Genomic DNA, 15052 nt, shown 5'->3' on the forward strand with positions numbered 1-15052 from the left:
GTTTCGCGAACATCATGTTCGCGCGACATGCTTACTTTTTCTTGCGTACGTACAGCACGAGATTGTGATCCACCATCTCGAAACCGTACTTATCGACGATCGCCTTCTGAAGACGCTCGATTTCTTCGTCGAAGAATTCGATCACTTCACTGGTTTCGACGTTGACCATATGGTCGTGATGCTTGCCGTCGTCCAGTTCGAAGACTGCGTGACCGCCGTCGAAGTTGTGTCGCACCACAAGCCCAGCTGCCTCGAACTGAGTCAGTACACGGTAAACCGTGGCCAGACCGACGTCCTCACCAGCCTCCATCAGAGCCTTGTAGACATCCTCGGCACTCATGTGGCGCTGCTCGGCGGAATCGAGCATTTGCAGAATTTTGACCCGTGGCAGGGTCACTTTGAGGCCGGCTTTGCGTAGTTCGCTATTTTCAACCATGGTCAGCTTTCTCGCGATGCTGCTTCGCAGCTTCTCTTAATGCGGGTATGATCGGCGTTTACGTTGTCCCAGCCAAGATAGTGGAAGTCGCCCACCGATGCAAAACACCAAGCTCTTGCTAACCAGTTTCACCTTCGTGGGACTGCTCGCACTCGCCGGTTGTTCATTCCCCGGGGTTTACAAAATCGACATCCAGCAGGGCAATGTCGTCACGCAGGACATGATAGACCAGTTACGCCCGGGAATGACCCGTCGGCAAGTACGGTTTATCATGGGCAACCCTCTGCTGACCGACACGTTCCATGCCGATCGCTGGGATTACCTGTATAGCCTGCAACCGGGTGGTGGAGAACGCCAACAGGAACGCGTAAGCGTTATCTTTAACCCTAACGACCAACTCGTCAGCCTGTCGGGCGATTTCATGCCTGGCGTGAGCCGCGACGAAGCCATTCTCGGCAAGGAACCCGCCACTAACGTGACCGCTCCTGCAGAAAACACCGAGAAGCCAGAACCGGAAAAACCGGTGAAACCAGGTTCGTTGCTGGATCAGATTCAGAAGGACGTCGACGGCGTAGAAACCGTTCCAGTCCCGACTCCAGAACCGCTGGACACCACGCCGCAATAATTTGCGACGCAATAAAAAACCCGGCATGTCCGGGTTTTTTATTGTCTGGCGATCAGCGATTCACTGATTTCGCGCTTTGGCCTCGGCAGCCTTGGCCGCACGCAAGCGCCGAACTTCTTTCGGATCGGCAAGCAAAGGGCGATAAATCTCGATGCGATCACCGGCCTGAACCACTCGCGTATCAGCATCGGCGATCACCTTGCCGAAAATTCCTACCGGACAAGTCGCCAGGTCCAGCTCGGCAAACTCGGCACCGATGCCGGACGCCAGCAAAGCCGCGCGGACTGTCGAGCCGTCAGGCACGAAAGCACTGAGCAATGCCTGACGATCCACGGCGGCATACACCACCTCAATCTCGATCACCGACTCAACCATGCATTTGCTTGGCACGCTGACAAAAGGCGTCGACCAGCGTGTTGGCAGCCTGATTGAACAACGGCCCCAACGTCGCACGGACGATCGGCCCGGCGTAATCGAACGACAGGTCGAGGCTGATTTTGCAGGCCTTCTCGCCCAATGGCTTGAACACCCAAACGCCATGCAACTGATTGAACGGGCCTTCCTCGAGATTCATCTCGATCGAGTGCCCGGGCACCAACGTATTACGCGTGACGAAATGCTGACTCAAGCCACCCTTGGCCACGCCCACACTGGCGCGCATGTGCTCAGGGGAGCTTTCGAGGACTTCGGCCGCCGAGCACCACGGCAGAAATTCCGGGTAACGTGCAACGTCGTTGACCAGGTCATACAAGGCTTGCGCCGGATACGGCAGCAGGGCCGAGCGTTGAATATGTGTCGTCATGTCAGCGTCACTTCCACAGCTGGGCGGCAAACACTACGAGAATGCCGATGGGCGCCACATAGCGCATCAAAAACAGGGACAGGGCAAACAGGATCGGGCTGCGGATCGACAATTCGTCGCGTACCGCTTCACGTCCCATCACCCAGCCTGCAAACACTACGAAACACAAACCACCGAGTGGCAACATGATCCGCGAGGTGAAGAAATCGATCACTCCAAAGAAATCCAGGCCGCCGGTCGCGCCCCATTGGTAGAGATGGAACATCCCGCCTTCGTTCACGAAAAATTTCGCTTCCTTCCAGATATTGAAGGAAAACACCGTGCCCAGCCCGACGAACCAGCAGGTGAACGCCAGCCAGAAAGTCACCCAGGCGCGGCTGACTTTGGTCCGTTCAACCAGATACGCGACCATGGGTTCGAGCAGGGAAATCGCCGAACTCCACGCTGCAATCGCTACCAGCACGAAGAACACTACGCCCATCACCTGACCGAACGCCACATTCCCGAAGGCAAATGGCAGGCTGACGAACATCAGCCCAGGGCCTTCGCTCGGGTTCAAACCGGCGGCGAACACAATTGGAAACAATGCCAGGCCGGCAACCAGCGACACGAAGGTATCGAGGATCGCCACGCCGACCACGGTGCCTGAGATCGACGAGTTCTTCGGCATATAGGCGCCGTAGATCATGATCGAGCCGACACCGACGCTGAGCGAGAAAAACGCGTGGCCCATCGCCGGCAGCAAGCCGTCGAGGACTTTTTCCGGGTGGAAGTCGAACATGAAATGCACGCCTTCCATGAAATGCCCGGTGGTCATGCTGTAACCCAACAGCACAATGACCATCACGAACAGCAGCGGCATCATGATCCGCAGGCTGCGCTCAAGCCCGGCCACCACGCCTTTGGCGATGACGATGGCAGACAGCAGCATAAAAATCGTGTGCCAAAGTGTCAGGCGCCACGGATCGGCGATCACATTGCCGAAATACGCGCCGACCTGATCCGCCGTAACGCCCTGAAAGTCGCCACGGCCCATGTCGATGATGTAATCCAGCGACCAGCCGCCGACCACACTATAGAAAGACAGGATCAGCAACGCCGTGATCATCCCGGCAAATGCGCCCCACGACCACTTGCCCGAGTGCCCGGCCTCTTGCGCCAACACTTTCAAAGCATTCGCCGGACTTTGCCGCGCGCGGCGGCCAATCAGGGTTTCGGCCAGCATGACCGGCACCCCGATCAGCGCAATGCACGCCAGAAACATCAGCACAAAAGCGCCGCCGCCATAGACGCCTACCATGTACGGGAATTTCCAGATGCTACCCAGGCCCACGGCCGAACCGGTCGCGGCGAGTATGAAGACCCAGCGGCTAGCCCAACTGCCGTGGACAGAAACCTTGTCTGTCGACATCGTTATCACGCCCAAGCGTTCAAAAAAGAGGCCGCATTGTCCGGGATTCAATCAACCTGCTCAAGCACGTAGCGATACCGTAGCCGACTCGCGTGCAACTCCCTATAATGCCGCCCCTATGGCTAAAACGAAGAAACACCCAACAGGGACCATCGCGCAGAATAAAAAGGCGCGACACGATTACTTCATCGAACACAAGTTCGAGGCTGGTCTGGTCCTGGCCGGCTGGGAAGTAAAAAGTCTGCGGGCAAGCAAGCTGCAACTGGTTGACAGTTATGTGCTGCTCAAGGATGGCGAAGCCTGGCTGCTTGGCAGTCACATCACGCCGCTGATGACCGCGAGTACGCACGTCATCGCTGATCCGACCCGCACCCGCAAACTGCTGCTCAACCGGCGTGAGCTGGAAAAGCTGGCCACTGCCGTGCAGCAAAAGGGTTACGCCTGCGTATGCCTGTCCTGGTACTGGAGCAAGCACATGGTCAAGTGCGAAATTGCTTTGGGCAAGGGCAAGAAGGAATACGACAAGCGCGATACCGAACGCGAACGCGATGCCGGTCGCGAACTGCAGCGCGCAGTGCGCAACAAGGGCAAGGAAGAGTAATCTCCCTGCCTGGTCGTTCCCACGCAGAGCGTGGGAGCGATCATGACTAAATCCCCTTGCGCCGCTCCGCCCGAGCCACGCGCTGTACTTCCTGACGCACTTCTTCCAGCACTTCCTGCACATACAGGATATGGCGGCTGGACACTTCTCGCGCCTGCTCCGCCCGCCCCTCGATAATTGCCAGATACAACTCCCGGTGCTGACTGATCAGCATGTCGCGAGTTTCCGTGCGCTGCTTGTACATGCCGCCAATGTTGGTCACGACGTTGCGCTTCAACAGATCGAACAACCCGCGAATGGTATGCAGCAGCACGGCGTTGTGGCTCGCCTCAGCGATCGCCAAATGAAATTTCGCGTCCGCCGCGCCCTCTTCCACCCGGCTCACTTCATCGTGACGCGTGTAGCAGTCTTGCAATTCGTTGAATGAAGCGGTCAGCCGTTCGCGATCAACATCAGTGGCGCGCATCGCCGCGTAATAAGCGCAGGACGCTTCCAGCGTATGGCGAAATTCCAACAGGTCGCGCTGCGCTTCGGGGTTGCTTTCCAGCAAATGCAGCAGCGGATCGCTGAAGGTCGAGCCGAGCGAATCCACCACATAATTGCCGCCGCCCTGGCGACTCACCAGCAAACCCTTGGCCGCCAGTTTCTGGATCGCTTCGCGCAACGACGGGCGTGACACGCCGAACTGCTCGGCCAGTGCGCGCTCGGCCGGCAAGCGCTCGCCGGACTTCAGCGTGCCCTCGAGAATCATCCCCTCAAGCCGCTCGACAATATCGTCAGACAAACGGCGCTGACGAATTTGATCAAACCCCATAACTCAATTCTCCACGATCCCGGCAGCTCGCCGGGCTCTCTATTCTGGCCTATCGGCGCGATGACGGCACCTACCAGACGGCATCCGACAAAACGGATCAGATGCGTTCTGCACCGCTTATTCGACAAAAGTTTTAGGGCGACAAATTGACACACCGCCCACAAGGCTTTTAACCTAGCCCACAGCGATTGTAAATTGGTATTACCAATTAACCAAGAACGCTGACAGTGCCTGACCAACAACAATTAGGGGCCACCCCATATGCAAACCTGGCAACAGCTCTACAGCCCGCTCGGCAGTCTCGGCGTGTCCGCGCTCGCGGCCGTTATTCCCATCGTGTTTTTCTTTCTGGCCCTGGCCGTGTTCCGCCTCAAGGGCCACGTCGCAGGCAGCATCACGCTGGCGCTGTCGATCGCCGTGGCGATCTTCGCGTTTCAGATGCCGGTCGACATGGCGTTCGCCGCCGCCGGTTATGGCTTCGCGTATGGCTTGTGGCCGATCGCCTGGATCATCGTCGCCGCAGTGTTCCTGTACAAACTGACGGTCAAGAGCGGCCAGTTCGAAGTGATCCGCAGCTCAGTGCTGTCGATCACCGATGACCAGCGTTTGCAGGTGTTGCTGATCGGTTTCTGCTTCGGCGCGTTCCTTGAAGGTGCCGCCGGTTTCGGCGCGCCAGTAGCGATTACTGCCGCCCTGCTGGTGGGACTTGGCTTCAATCCGTTGTACGCCGCCGGCCTGTGCCTGATCGCCAACACCGCGCCCGTCGCGTTCGGCGCGCTGGGCATTCCGATCATCGTTGCCGGGCAAGTCACCGGCATCGACGCATTCAAAATCGGCGCCATGACCGGTCGCCAACTACCGTTGCTGTCGCTGTTCGTGCCGTTCTGGCTGGTGTTCATGATGGATGGCCTGCGCGGCGTTCGCGAAACCTGGCCGGCCGCGCTGGTCGCCGGTTTGAGTTTTGCGATCACCCAATACTTCACCTCGAATTTCATCGGCCCGGAACTGCCGGACATCACCTCGGCCCTGGCCAGCCTGATCTCGCTGACGCTGTTCCTGAAAGTCTGGCAGCCAAAACGCGCCGCCGGCCAGCACATCGCCGGTGCCGTGTCCGCTTCGGTGGTGACTGCCAGCGCCGGTGGTTTCGGCCAGCCACGTTCGACCGTGGCGTCGCCTTACAGCTTTATGGAAATCCTCAAAGCCTGGTCGCCATTCCTGATTCTCACCGTGCTGGTCACCATCTGGACGTTGAAACCGTTCAAAGCAATGTTCGCCGCCGGCGGTTCGATGTACAGCTGGGTATTCAACTTTGCCATCCCGCACCTCGACCAACTGGTGATCAAAGTCGCGCCAATCGTCACCGCGCCAACCGCCTTGCCGGCGGTGTTCAAACTTGATCCGATTTCGGCGACCGGCACAGCGATTTTCTTCTCGGCGCTGATCTCGATGCTGGTGCTGAAGATCAATTTCAGAACTGGTCTTACCACTTTGAAAGAAACCTTCTACGAACTGCGCTGGCCAATTCTGTCGATCGGCATGGTGCTGGCGTTTGCCTTCGTCACCAACTATTCGGGCATGTCCTCGACCATGGCGCTGGTATTGGCCGGCACCGGCGCAGCTTTCCCGTTCTTCTCGCCATTCCTCGGCTGGCTCGGCGTGTTCCTGACCGGTTCCGATACCTCGTCGAACGCGCTGTTCAGTTCGTTGCAAGCGACCACCGCGCACCAGATCGGCGTCAGTGATGTGTTGCTGGTTGCGGCAAACACCAGCGGCGGCGTCACCGGCAAGATGATCTCGCCGCAATCGATCGCCGTGGCGTGCGCCGCGACCGGGCTGGTCGGCAAGGAGTCGGACCTGTTCCGTTTCACCCTCAAGCACAGCCTGTTTTTCGCAACCATCGTCGGCCTGATCACCTACGTCCAGGCCTACTGGCTAACCGGCATGCTGGTGCACTAAGGACTACAACCAACAACGAAAAAACCGACGCCGGACCACGATTCCGGCGTCAGCTATTCACCACCCGGTCTGTAAGGCTGCTGAAAGCTTGCCGCTTTATATTCAGCAGCCTCAACGGACGGATAACCGGGACCACCCGGAGACGCCTGATGAGCGAGCTTTTTTACAACGCCGTGCCGAACGCGACCCGCGTCGCCCCGCCATTGCCCGAGCCTCGGCAATACCCCAGCGAAAAACCGTCGCGGGTCTACCTGTTCGGGACGTGCGTGGTGGATCTGTTCTACCCCGAAGCCGGGATGGACGCGATTCACCTGCTGGAACGCGAAGGCATTCGCGTCGAATACCCGCAAGGGCAAAGCTGCTGCGGGCAACCGGCGTACACCTCCGGTTACACCGAGCAAGCCCGGACCGTGGCGCGCTCGCAACTGGCGCTGTTTGCCGGGGATTTTCCGGTGGTGGTGCCGTCGGGTTCTTGCGCGGGCATGTTGCGCGAGCACTACGCCGACTTGTTCAAGGATGAGCCGCAGACGTTGAAACAGGTTCAGGCGCTCGCCGCCCGGACGTATGAACTGGCCGAATTCCTGCTGTTTGTCTGCAAGGTGCAACTCAAGGACAGCGGCCAACCGGTGAAAGTCGCGCTGCACACCTCGTGCTCGGCACGCCGCGAGATGAACACGCACCTGCATGGCCGCGAATTATTGGCGCAGTTGGGCAACGTCGAACGGGTCGAGCACAGCCACGAAAGTGAATGCTGTGGCTTTGGTGGGACTTTCAGCGTCCGTATGCCAGACATTTCCGGAGCGATGGTGGCCGACAAGACCCGATCGCTGAAGGAATCCGGCGCGCATCAAGTGCTGAGTGCCGATTGCGGCTGTTTGATGAACATCAACGGCTCGCTGGAGAAACAGAAGGAAGCGTTGCGCGGCCAACATCTGGCCAGTTTCCTTTGGCAACGTACCGGCGGTGTCCGATGAACGCCTCGGTGATTATTCCTACGGTTGCCGTAGAAGAAGATTTCAGAACCAGGGCTCACGAGGCTTTGGCTGACACGCAATTGCGAAATAACTTTCGCACGGCGATGGATTCACTGATGACCAAACGGGCAGCGTCCTTCAGCGATGCCCATGAAAGAGAACATCTGCGAGCGCTGGGCAATGCTGTTCGGGCCCGTGCGTTATCCAAGTTGCCCGATTTGCTCGAGCAGCTTGAACAGAACCTGACCCGCAACGGTGTGACAGTGCACTGGGCGGAAACGGTGGACGAAGCCAATGGCATCGTCTTGTCGATCATCCGCGCTCACGAGGCGCGGCAAGTGATCAAGGGTAAATCGATGGTCAGTGAAGAAATGGAGATGAATCATTTCCTCGATGATCAAGGCATTGAATGCCTGGAATCGGACATGGGCGAGTACATCGTCCAGCTCGACCACGAGAAACCTTCACACATAATTATGCCGGCGATCCACAAGAACGCCGGTCAGGTCGCGTCCTTGTTCCACGACAAACTTGGCGTGGAATACACCAAGGACGTTGACCAACTCATTCAGATCGGTCGCAAAGTCTTGCGACAGAAATTCTTCGAAGCGGACATCGGCGTCTCCGGCGTCAACTTCGCCGTGGCCGAAACCGGCACCTTGCTGCTGGTCGAAAACGAAGGCAATGGTCGCATGACCACCACCGTGCCGCCGGTACACATCGCCGTGACCGGCATCGAAAAAGTCGTTGAAAACCTGCGCGACGTGGTGCCGTTGTTGTCGCTGCTGACCCGCTCGGCCCTTGGCCAACCCATCACCACCTACGTCAACATGATCTCCGGCCCGCGCAAGGAGCATGAACTCGACGGTCCGCAAGAAGTGCATCTGGTGTTGCTCGACAACGGTCGCAGCCAGGCCTTCGCCGACAGCGAATTGCGCCAGACCCTGAACTGCATTCGCTGCGGCGCGTGCATGAATCATTGCCCGGTCTACACCCGAATCGGCGGCCACGCTTATGGCGAGGTTTACCCTGGGCCGATCGGAAAAATCATCACGCCGCACATGGTCGGCCTGGCGAAAGTCCCGGACCATCCAAGTGCATCGTCGCTGTGCGGCGCCTGCGGTGAAGTCTGCCCGGTAAAAATTCCTATCCCGGCATTGCTGCGTCGCCTGCGTGAAGAGAACGTCAAAGCCCCGGACTCACCGCACCAAGTCATGCGTGGCCAGGGCAGCAAGTATTCGCGCAAGGAGCGCTTTATCTGGAACGCCTGGGCCAGACTCAACAGTTCACCGACGCTTTATCGCTGGTTCGGCTTCTTCGCCACGCGCCTGCGTGCACTCGCGCCAGCCAACGTCGGGCCATGGACGCAAAACCACAGCGCGCCAAAACCCGCTGCCCGCTCGCTGCACGACATGGCCCGCGAGCACTTGGCCAAACAGGGAGATCGTTGATGAGCGCCAGGCAAAATATCCTCGGCAAATTGCGCAATAGTCTGACAGGCACGACACCAGTGCCTGACGAGTTCGACGTCGAACTGGTGACCGCGCCCTACACCTACACCCCGGAACAACGCATCCCGCAACTGCGCAAACTGATGGAAGCGGTGCATACCGAAATCCATCTGACCACGGGCGAAGACTGGCCCGAGTTACTCGCACAATTGCTGCACGACCGGCAGTTGCCGAGCCTGTTGATCGCACCGACTACAGCGCATGGGCAGCGCGTCACACAACACTGGTCGAACAATCCGCACCTGCCGACACTCAAATCGTACGACCGCCCGGTAGAAGCGTGGAAAGCCGAACTGTTTAACGACACCCCGGCCAGCCTTACCACGACACTCGGAGCAATCGCCGCGACAGGTAGTCTGATTCTCTGGCCAACGCGCGAAGAACCGCGCTTGATGAGTCTGGTGCCGCCGGTGCATTTCGCCTTGCTCAAGGCCAGTGAAATCCGCGACAACTTTTATCAGGTGCAAGAGGAATTCGAGTGGGCTCAAGGCATGCCGACCAATGCCTTGCTGGTGTCCGGCCCGTCAAAAACCGCCGACATCGAGCAAGTGCTGGCCTACGGCGCCCACGGTCCGAAAGATTTGGTGGTGTTGATCCTGGAGGACCAATGACGTTACCGGCCGCTTTTCTGCGTGACGCGCAGCAACTGATTCCACAAGACCGACGTTTCGATGATCCGTTATCGACGTTGGCGTTCGGCACTGACGCGAGTTTTTATCGGCTGATTCCGCAGTTGGTGATCCGCGTCGAATCTGAGGACGAAGTGGTCGCCCTGCTTAAACTGGCGCAACGCGATCAGGTGCCGGTGACCTTTCGCGCGGCCGGCACCAGCCTTTCCGGGCAGGCAATCAGCGACTCGGTGCTGATTGTGCTGGGGGATAACTGGAACGCGCGCGAGATTCGCGGCCAAGGCACGCAAATTCGCCTGCAACCGGGGGTGATTGGCGCCCAGGCCAACGCGTGGCTGGCGCCGTACGGGCGCAAGATCGGCCCGGACCCAGCGTCGATCAACGCCTGCAAAATCGGCGGCATCGTCGCCAATAACGCCAGCGGCATGTGCTGCGGCACGGCGCAAAACACCTATCACACACTGGCCGGAATCCGACTGGTATTGGCCGATGGCAGCCGCCTCGATACCGAAGACCCGGCCAGTGTCGCGGCGTTTCGCGAGAGTCATGCGCCGTTGCTGGAACGCTTGGCGACGTTGAGCCGCGAGACCCGCGCCAATGCCGAACTGGCCGCGAGAATTCGCCACAAATACCGTCTGAAAAATACCACCGGGTTGTCGCTGAATGCCTTGGTGGACTTCGACGAACCTGTGGATATCTTGAGCCACTTGCTGGTGGGCTCGGAAGGTACGCTGGGCTTCATCAGCGCGGTGACCTACGACACGGTGATCGACCACCCGCACAAAGCCTCGGCGCTGATCGTGTTTCCCGACGTGGAAACCTGCTGCAACGCGGTGACCGTACTGAAAAGCCAACCGGTCGCGGCTGTCGAATTACTCGACCGCCGCAGCTTGCGCTCGGTGCAAGACAAACCCGGCATGCCTTCTTTCGTACAACAACTGTCGAATAATGCCTGCGCGTTGCTGATCGAATCCCGCGCCGCATCGTCCACTTTGCTCCACGAACAACTGGCGCAGATCATGGCGTCGCTGACTTCATTCCCGGTCGAGAAACAAGTCGACTTCACCGAAGATCCGCTGGAAAACGCCCGCCTCTGGGCGATCCGCAAAGACACCTTCCCCGCTGTCGGCGCCGTGCGTAAAACCGGCACCACGGTGATCATCGAAGACGTGACGTTTCCGGTCGAGCAACTGGCGATCGGCGTCAATCGGCTGATCGCGTTGTTCGACAAACATTCCTACGACGAAGCGATCCTTTTCGGACACGCGCTGGAAGGCAATCTGCACTTTGTCTTCACCCAAGGCTTCAACAACCCGGAAGAAATCGCACGCTACCAGGCGTTCATGGACGACGTGGCGCAGTTGGTTGCCGTGGAATTCGGCGGCTCGCTGAAGGCGGAACACGGCACCGGTCGCAACATGGCGCCCTTCGTCGAACTGGAATGGGGCAGCGATGCCTATCAGTTGATGTGGCAACTCAAACGCCTGCTCGACCCGAACGGCATTCTTAATCCGGACGTGGTACTCAGCGACGATCCGCAGATTCACCTCAAACATTTGAAGCCGTTGCCCGCCGCCGACGAGATCGTCGACAAATGCATCGAGTGCGGTTTTTGCGAGCCGGTGTGCCCGTCGAAAGGCCTGACCCTGAGCCCGCGCCAGCGCATTGTGATCTGGCGCGACATTCAGGCGAAACAACGCGCCGGCGTCGATACCACCGAACTCGAAGCCGCCTACGACTATCAAGGCATCGAAACCTGCGCCGCGACGGGTCTTTGCGCACAGCGCTGCCCTGTAGGAATCAATACCGGCGACCTGGTGAAAAAGCTCCGCAGTCGTAAGGCAACGCACACGAAAACCGCCAACTGGATTGAAGAGAATTTCGCCAAGGCGCTGCAAGGTGCGCGCTTGACCCTGCACGTCGCCAACGGTGCGCGAATGATGCTCGGGGCGCCGCGTTTGGCCAAGCTCTCGGCTACGTTGACGCGGCTGTCCAAAGGTCAGGTCCCACAATGGACCAGCGCCATGCCGCAGCCGGAAAAAGCCATTCGCTTCAGCCCGACCGTGTCGGACCAACGCCCTCGCGTGGTGTACCTGGCGGCTTGTGCCTCGCGGGCAATGGGCCCGGCGGCAGGGGATAAAGAGCAGATGTCGTTGTACGACAAAACCCGTGGTCTGCTGGAAAAGGCCGGTTACCAAGTGATCTTCCCGGACAACCTCGACAGCCTCTGCTGCGGTCAGCCGTTCGCCTCCAAGGGCTACGCCGAGCAGGCCGAACACAAGCGTCAGGAGCTGATCGGCGCGTTGCTGCATGCCAGTCGCGGCGGGCTCGATCCGATCTACTGCGACACCAGTCCTTGTACGTTAAGGCTGGTTGAGGATTTGGGTGATGTGCGTCTCGATCTGTACGATCCCGTCCGTTTCATCCGTACGCACTTGATGGATCGACTGGATTTCACCCCGCAGGAAGCGCCGATCGCGGTGCACGTCACGTGCAGCACCCAGCACCTTGGCGAGAGCCAGGCGTTGATCGATCTGGCGCGTAAATGCAGCAACAACGTGGTGATTCCGGAAGGCATTCATTGCTGCGGATTTGCCGGCGACAAGGGTTTCACCACGCCGGAATTGAACGCGCATTCGCTGCGCTCGCTCAAGGATGCGGTGCAGCATTGCAGCGAGGGATTGTCGACCAGCCGCACGTGTGAGATTGGTCTTACGCAACATGGCGGGATTGACTACCACGGGTTGGTCTATCTGGTGGACCGGGTGACGCACGCTCGTTCAGTCTGATCAATTTCCACTAGCAAAAAGGGGCGAATCCGCCCCTTTTTAGTGCGTTTATGAGTTAAAAACGCTTTCTTCATAACTTTATTCCTAAAAAGCGAATTCCTTTACTCGTTTGGAGTCATTTGTATAAGCCTTGTAGAACTTGGCTTAATACTGACTCGACGTGCCGGCCATTGAACGCCCAGCACCGAGACCAAACGTTCAGGAGATACCCATGAAACGTACCGCACTCGCTGGTCTGTTCATTTCCGCTGCAATGTTGGCCTCCCCCGTATTCGCTGCGGACAACAACCTGTGTACCGTCAAAGTGCAAGAGCTCAAGGACAAAGTGACCTCGATCCCGGCGACCTCCGAAAACACTCGGATGGAGCTCAATCGACTGCTCGCCAGCGCACAAGCCTCGCAAGCCGCCGGTGACGAGAAGAAATGCATCACCGAAGCAACCCAAGCACTGTCGCGTGCAGACAAATTGTCCAACGAACCCAACCCATAATCAGTTGAGGCCAACCTTCGGGTTGGCCTTCTGAGCTGTGTTGGCGTACACTGCGCACGCCTGTCGCTCATATGATTCACCGAGCAACAGGCACGGGGCCGTTTAGGATTCGACGCCGGTCGCGAAACTTTAGGTGCATGCCGAGTTGGTAACAGAACTCGTAAATCCACTGTTGCAACTTTCTATAGTTGCCAATGACGAAACCTACGGGGAATACGCTCTCGCTGCGTAAGCAGCCTTAGCCCTTCCCTCCTGGTACCTTCGGGTCCAGCAATCACCAGGGGATGTCTGTAAACCCAAAGTGATTGTCATATAGAACAGAATCGCCGTGCAGTACGTTGTGGACGAAGCGGCTAAAACTTACACAACTCGCCCAAAGCACCCTGCCCTTCGGGTCGCTGAGGGTTAACTTAATAGAAACGGCTACGCATGTAGTACCGACAGCGGAGTACTGGCGGACGGGGGTTCAAATCCCCCCGGCTCCACCAAATAAGCTATACAAATCAGGCACTTAGCGTTTACCGCAAGTGCCTTTTTTGTGCCTGAATGGGTGGTTCTGGCTCGGTTATGCCAGCTTAATGACAGCTCTCATGTCGCGCGGCCCTATCAGAAAGTCGGCTAGGCTGTTGGATTACGCTGATGAGGTGAAGGCGGGAAGGACTGTGCGGAAAAAGGTCGAGTAAGCGCGTCATAAGGGCGGCGGCGGTGTCGGGTAGTCTTCACTGTAGGACATTCGCCATATACCTCGTAAACCATTCGCTATAGCTATTCAGTATCAGCAACATCAGCCGAAACAATGATGGAACGGCCTGATGTGGCGAACGTCTGAGCTATAGTCGTGGGTACGCGACACGTTTTGTGAATTCGTATTTCGTGTCGTGTATTTATGTTGACTTACTTCTGTATGTCTCGATAATCGCGAGCCGAAACCACCGTTATTTATGCTTGGAGCCCGAAGATGAACTCCGCAAACCACCACCTTCTCGCTGACGCTCTCTCTGCTGCTGAGCTCATGGGCGCTGGTGCAGTGCGTTCATTGGACCTGCTGAGAGACATTGACGGCACCATCGACGCTGTGTCTCATCACACCAAGCTTTTTTATACAGCTCAGCGAGCGTTTGCCACGATACAAGCGTCTATCGCTGCCGGTGATGCATCAAAAGCCATACCAGAGGATGATTTGATCCCTGTCTTGGAGGCCCTTCAGGAAAAGCTTGTAAGGTCATATTCTGAATCCAAGCAGAAAATGGAATGTGCCAAAGCCGATCCCCGCCTTACCGACGACGATGGCGTGGTTGATGCCTACGTGGCGTTACTTGACTCTCTCGCTGCGCTGAACAGCACGACCGAGGGGCTTCGCTGGAGCATTCTTGAAAGTAACGCCGATGCCGAAACTCATCACACCTCTAAAGTTTTGAGTGATAGCAAGGACATAGACTCCTTTCTCGAGAGCCTGTGAGGCTAAAAATTACGGCCATTGATTTAGGCCGAAAATCTTTCCAGAATTCCTACAGCGCCTTATCGGATGAAATAAAGTCCGCGTTCAAGGACGCTTACAGACTCCTGATGACAGACCCTCAGCCCAAGAAATTGAGGCTTGAAAAGCTGTCGGGCTGCAAGCGACCTGGAATCTATACGATCCATATAACGCCAAACCACAGTCATAAGCTTAGTTTCGAGCTTGTTGGTACGGTGGCAGAGCTACGTAGGATTGGCACCCATAAAGAGATTGACCGAGCCCCGTAAGCCCGCCCCAGCGTCGGGTTTCTTGTATCTGGCGAGCGACCTCGCTCTCTGTGGTCTACGCTGAACTGAGCTGAGCTGAGGGAACAGCGACGTGAAAGTGTGTTACAGCCCGGCCTCGTGCCGGGCTTCTTGTATCTGGACTCCCTGCTACGCTTGTTAACTTCCGCAGAAGCTCCTCCGCGCATCTTGGGACGGCGAGACTAATTCGCGGATGGCGCGGGATATTGGAAGGCCTCACGGCTCGACCGAAGACAATCATCTGAAGCCG

14 protein-coding genes and 1 other RNA gene are annotated in these 15052 nt (G+C 57.8%); 10 read left to right on the top strand and 5 right to left on the bottom strand.

The features are described 5' to 3' along the window. Positions 1–31: 31 nt before the first annotated feature. Complete coding sequence (gene fur, locus BI292_RS27355) at positions 32–436, bottom strand: ferric iron uptake transcriptional regulator (RefSeq protein WP_003197684.1); 405 nt, start codon at positions 434–436, stop codon at positions 32–34. 97 nt (positions 437–533) lie between these two features. Between fur and BI292_RS27360 the strand changes: the two genes are divergently transcribed. Next, on the top strand, positions 534–1061 hold the full coding sequence (locus tag BI292_RS27360; protein WP_101209836.1) for an outer membrane protein assembly factor BamE: 528 nt from the start codon (positions 534–536) through the stop codon (positions 1059–1061). Between the two features lie 60 nt (positions 1062–1121). Here BI292_RS27360 and BI292_RS27365 read toward each other — a convergent pair whose 3' ends face one another. From BI292_RS27365 to BI292_RS27375, 3 genes are read right to left on the bottom strand one after another with little or no spacing between them, the layout of a single operon-like run. After that, positions 1122–1436 (bottom strand): RnfH family protein, encoded by a 315-nt coding sequence (locus BI292_RS27365; RefSeq protein WP_101209837.1) that lies wholly within the window; start codon positions 1434–1436, stop codon positions 1122–1124. Next, entirely contained in the window at positions 1429–1863 is a 435-nt protein-coding gene (locus tag BI292_RS27370) for a type II toxin-antitoxin system RatA family toxin (protein ID WP_054050071.1), read from the bottom strand. The genes BI292_RS27365 and BI292_RS27370 overlap by 8 nt, the downstream gene beginning before the upstream one ends. A gap of 7 nt (positions 1864–1870) precedes the next feature. Continuing rightward, positions 1871–3274, bottom strand: coding sequence for a sodium-dependent transporter (locus BI292_RS27375; RefSeq protein WP_101209838.1), 1404 nt, complete (start codon positions 3272–3274; stop codon positions 1871–1873). A 118-nt stretch (positions 3275–3392) separates the two neighbouring features. On the opposite strand from BI292_RS27375, the gene smpB reads away from it, so the two are divergent. Beyond that, entirely contained in the window at positions 3393–3875 is a 483-nt protein-coding gene (gene smpB, locus BI292_RS27380) for an SsrA-binding protein SmpB (RefSeq protein ID WP_092273532.1), read from the top strand. Between the two features lie 46 nt (positions 3876–3921). Here smpB and BI292_RS27385 read toward each other — a convergent pair whose 3' ends face one another. After that, positions 3922–4689, bottom strand: a complete 768-nt coding sequence (locus BI292_RS27385; RefSeq protein WP_092273535.1) for a GntR family transcriptional regulator — start codon at positions 4687–4689, stop codon at positions 3922–3924. 261 nt (positions 4690–4950) lie between these two features. Between BI292_RS27385 and BI292_RS27390 the strand changes: the two genes are divergently transcribed. The 8 genes from BI292_RS27390 (at position 4951) to BI292_RS27425 (ending at position 14497) form a co-directional block, all read left to right on the top strand. Beyond that, on the top strand, positions 4951–6645 hold the full coding sequence (locus BI292_RS27390; RefSeq protein WP_101209839.1) for a lactate permease LctP family transporter: 1695 nt from the start codon (positions 4951–4953) through the stop codon (positions 6643–6645). 149 nt (positions 6646–6794) lie between these two features. Further along, a complete protein-coding gene (locus tag BI292_RS27395) occupies positions 6795–7619 on the top strand; it encodes a (Fe-S)-binding protein (protein WP_092273541.1) in 825 nt (274 codons plus the stop codon). Further along, the gene (locus BI292_RS27400) at positions 7616–9070 is read left to right on the top strand and encodes a LutB/LldF family L-lactate oxidation iron-sulfur protein (RefSeq protein ID WP_101209840.1); all 1455 of its coding nucleotides are present in this window, start codon (positions 7616–7618) and stop codon (positions 9068–9070) included. Before BI292_RS27395 ends, BI292_RS27400 begins: the two co-directional genes overlap by 4 nt. Continuing rightward, a complete protein-coding gene (locus tag BI292_RS27405) occupies positions 9070–9741 on the top strand; it encodes a lactate utilization protein (protein ID WP_101209841.1) in 672 nt (223 codons plus the stop codon). Before BI292_RS27400 ends, BI292_RS27405 begins: the two co-directional genes overlap by 1 nt. Then, positions 9738–12548: an FAD-binding and (Fe-S)-binding domain-containing protein gene (locus BI292_RS27410; protein WP_101209842.1), complete on the top strand. Its 2811-nt coding sequence runs from the start codon at positions 9738–9740 to the stop codon at positions 12546–12548. The genes BI292_RS27405 and BI292_RS27410 overlap by 4 nt, the downstream gene beginning before the upstream one ends. A 211-nt stretch (positions 12549–12759) precedes the next feature. Continuing rightward, positions 12760–13038: a hypothetical protein gene (locus tag BI292_RS27415; protein WP_101209843.1), complete on the top strand. Its 279-nt coding sequence runs from the start codon at positions 12760–12762 to the stop codon at positions 13036–13038. A 94-nt stretch (positions 13039–13132) separates the two neighbouring features. Continuing rightward, positions 13133–13526, top strand: a transfer-messenger RNA (tmRNA) gene (gene ssrA / locus BI292_RS27420). 470 nt (positions 13527–13996) lie between these two features. Next, positions 13997–14497, top strand: coding sequence for a hypothetical protein (locus BI292_RS27425; RefSeq protein WP_101209844.1), 501 nt, complete (start codon positions 13997–13999; stop codon positions 14495–14497). The last annotated feature ends 555 nt before the right edge of the window (positions 14498–15052 follow it).

It is taken from the genome of Pseudomonas sp. 43NM1, from assembly GCF_002836905.1.
In the GTDB taxonomy this organism is placed as follows: Bacteria; Pseudomonadota; Gammaproteobacteria; order Pseudomonadales; family Pseudomonadaceae; genus Aquipseudomonas; species Aquipseudomonas prosekii.

What these genes read in the sequence shown, in the direction of transcription:
- fur (WP_003197684.1), bottom strand. Translation starts at nt 436, where the DNA reads ATGGTTGAAAATAGCGAACTACGCAAAGCCGGCCTCAAAGTGACCCTG.
- BI292_RS27360 (WP_101209836.1), top strand. Translation starts at nt 534, where the DNA reads ATGCAAAACACCAAGCTCTTGCTAACCAGTTTCACCTTCGTGGGACTG.
- BI292_RS27365 (WP_101209837.1), bottom strand. Translation starts at nt 1,436, where the DNA reads ATGGTTGAGTCGGTGATCGAGATTGAGGTGGTGTATGCCGCCGTGGAT.
- BI292_RS27370 (WP_054050071.1), bottom strand. Translation starts at nt 1,863, where the DNA reads ATGACGACACATATTCAACGCTCGGCCCTGCTGCCGTATCCGGCGCAA.
- BI292_RS27375 (WP_101209838.1), bottom strand. Translation starts at nt 3,274, where the DNA reads ATGTCGACAGACAAGGTTTCTGTCCACGGCAGTTGGGCTAGCCGCTGG.
- smpB (WP_092273532.1), top strand. Translation starts at nt 3,393, where the DNA reads ATGGCTAAAACGAAGAAACACCCAACAGGGACCATCGCGCAGAATAAA.
- BI292_RS27385 (WP_092273535.1), bottom strand. Translation starts at nt 4,689, where the DNA reads ATGGGGTTTGATCAAATTCGTCAGCGCCGTTTGTCTGACGATATTGTC.
- BI292_RS27390 (WP_101209839.1), top strand. Translation starts at nt 4,951, where the DNA reads ATGCAAACCTGGCAACAGCTCTACAGCCCGCTCGGCAGTCTCGGCGTG.
- BI292_RS27395 (WP_092273541.1), top strand. Translation starts at nt 6,795, where the DNA reads ATGAGCGAGCTTTTTTACAACGCCGTGCCGAACGCGACCCGCGTCGCC.
- BI292_RS27400 (WP_101209840.1), top strand. Translation starts at nt 7,616, where the DNA reads ATGAACGCCTCGGTGATTATTCCTACGGTTGCCGTAGAAGAAGATTTC.
- BI292_RS27405 (WP_101209841.1), top strand. Translation starts at nt 9,070, where the DNA reads ATGAGCGCCAGGCAAAATATCCTCGGCAAATTGCGCAATAGTCTGACA.
- BI292_RS27410 (WP_101209842.1), top strand. Translation starts at nt 9,738, where the DNA reads ATGACGTTACCGGCCGCTTTTCTGCGTGACGCGCAGCAACTGATTCCA.
- BI292_RS27415 (WP_101209843.1), top strand. Translation starts at nt 12,760, where the DNA reads ATGAAACGTACCGCACTCGCTGGTCTGTTCATTTCCGCTGCAATGTTG.
- BI292_RS27425 (WP_101209844.1), top strand. Translation starts at nt 13,997, where the DNA reads ATGAACTCCGCAAACCACCACCTTCTCGCTGACGCTCTCTCTGCTGCT.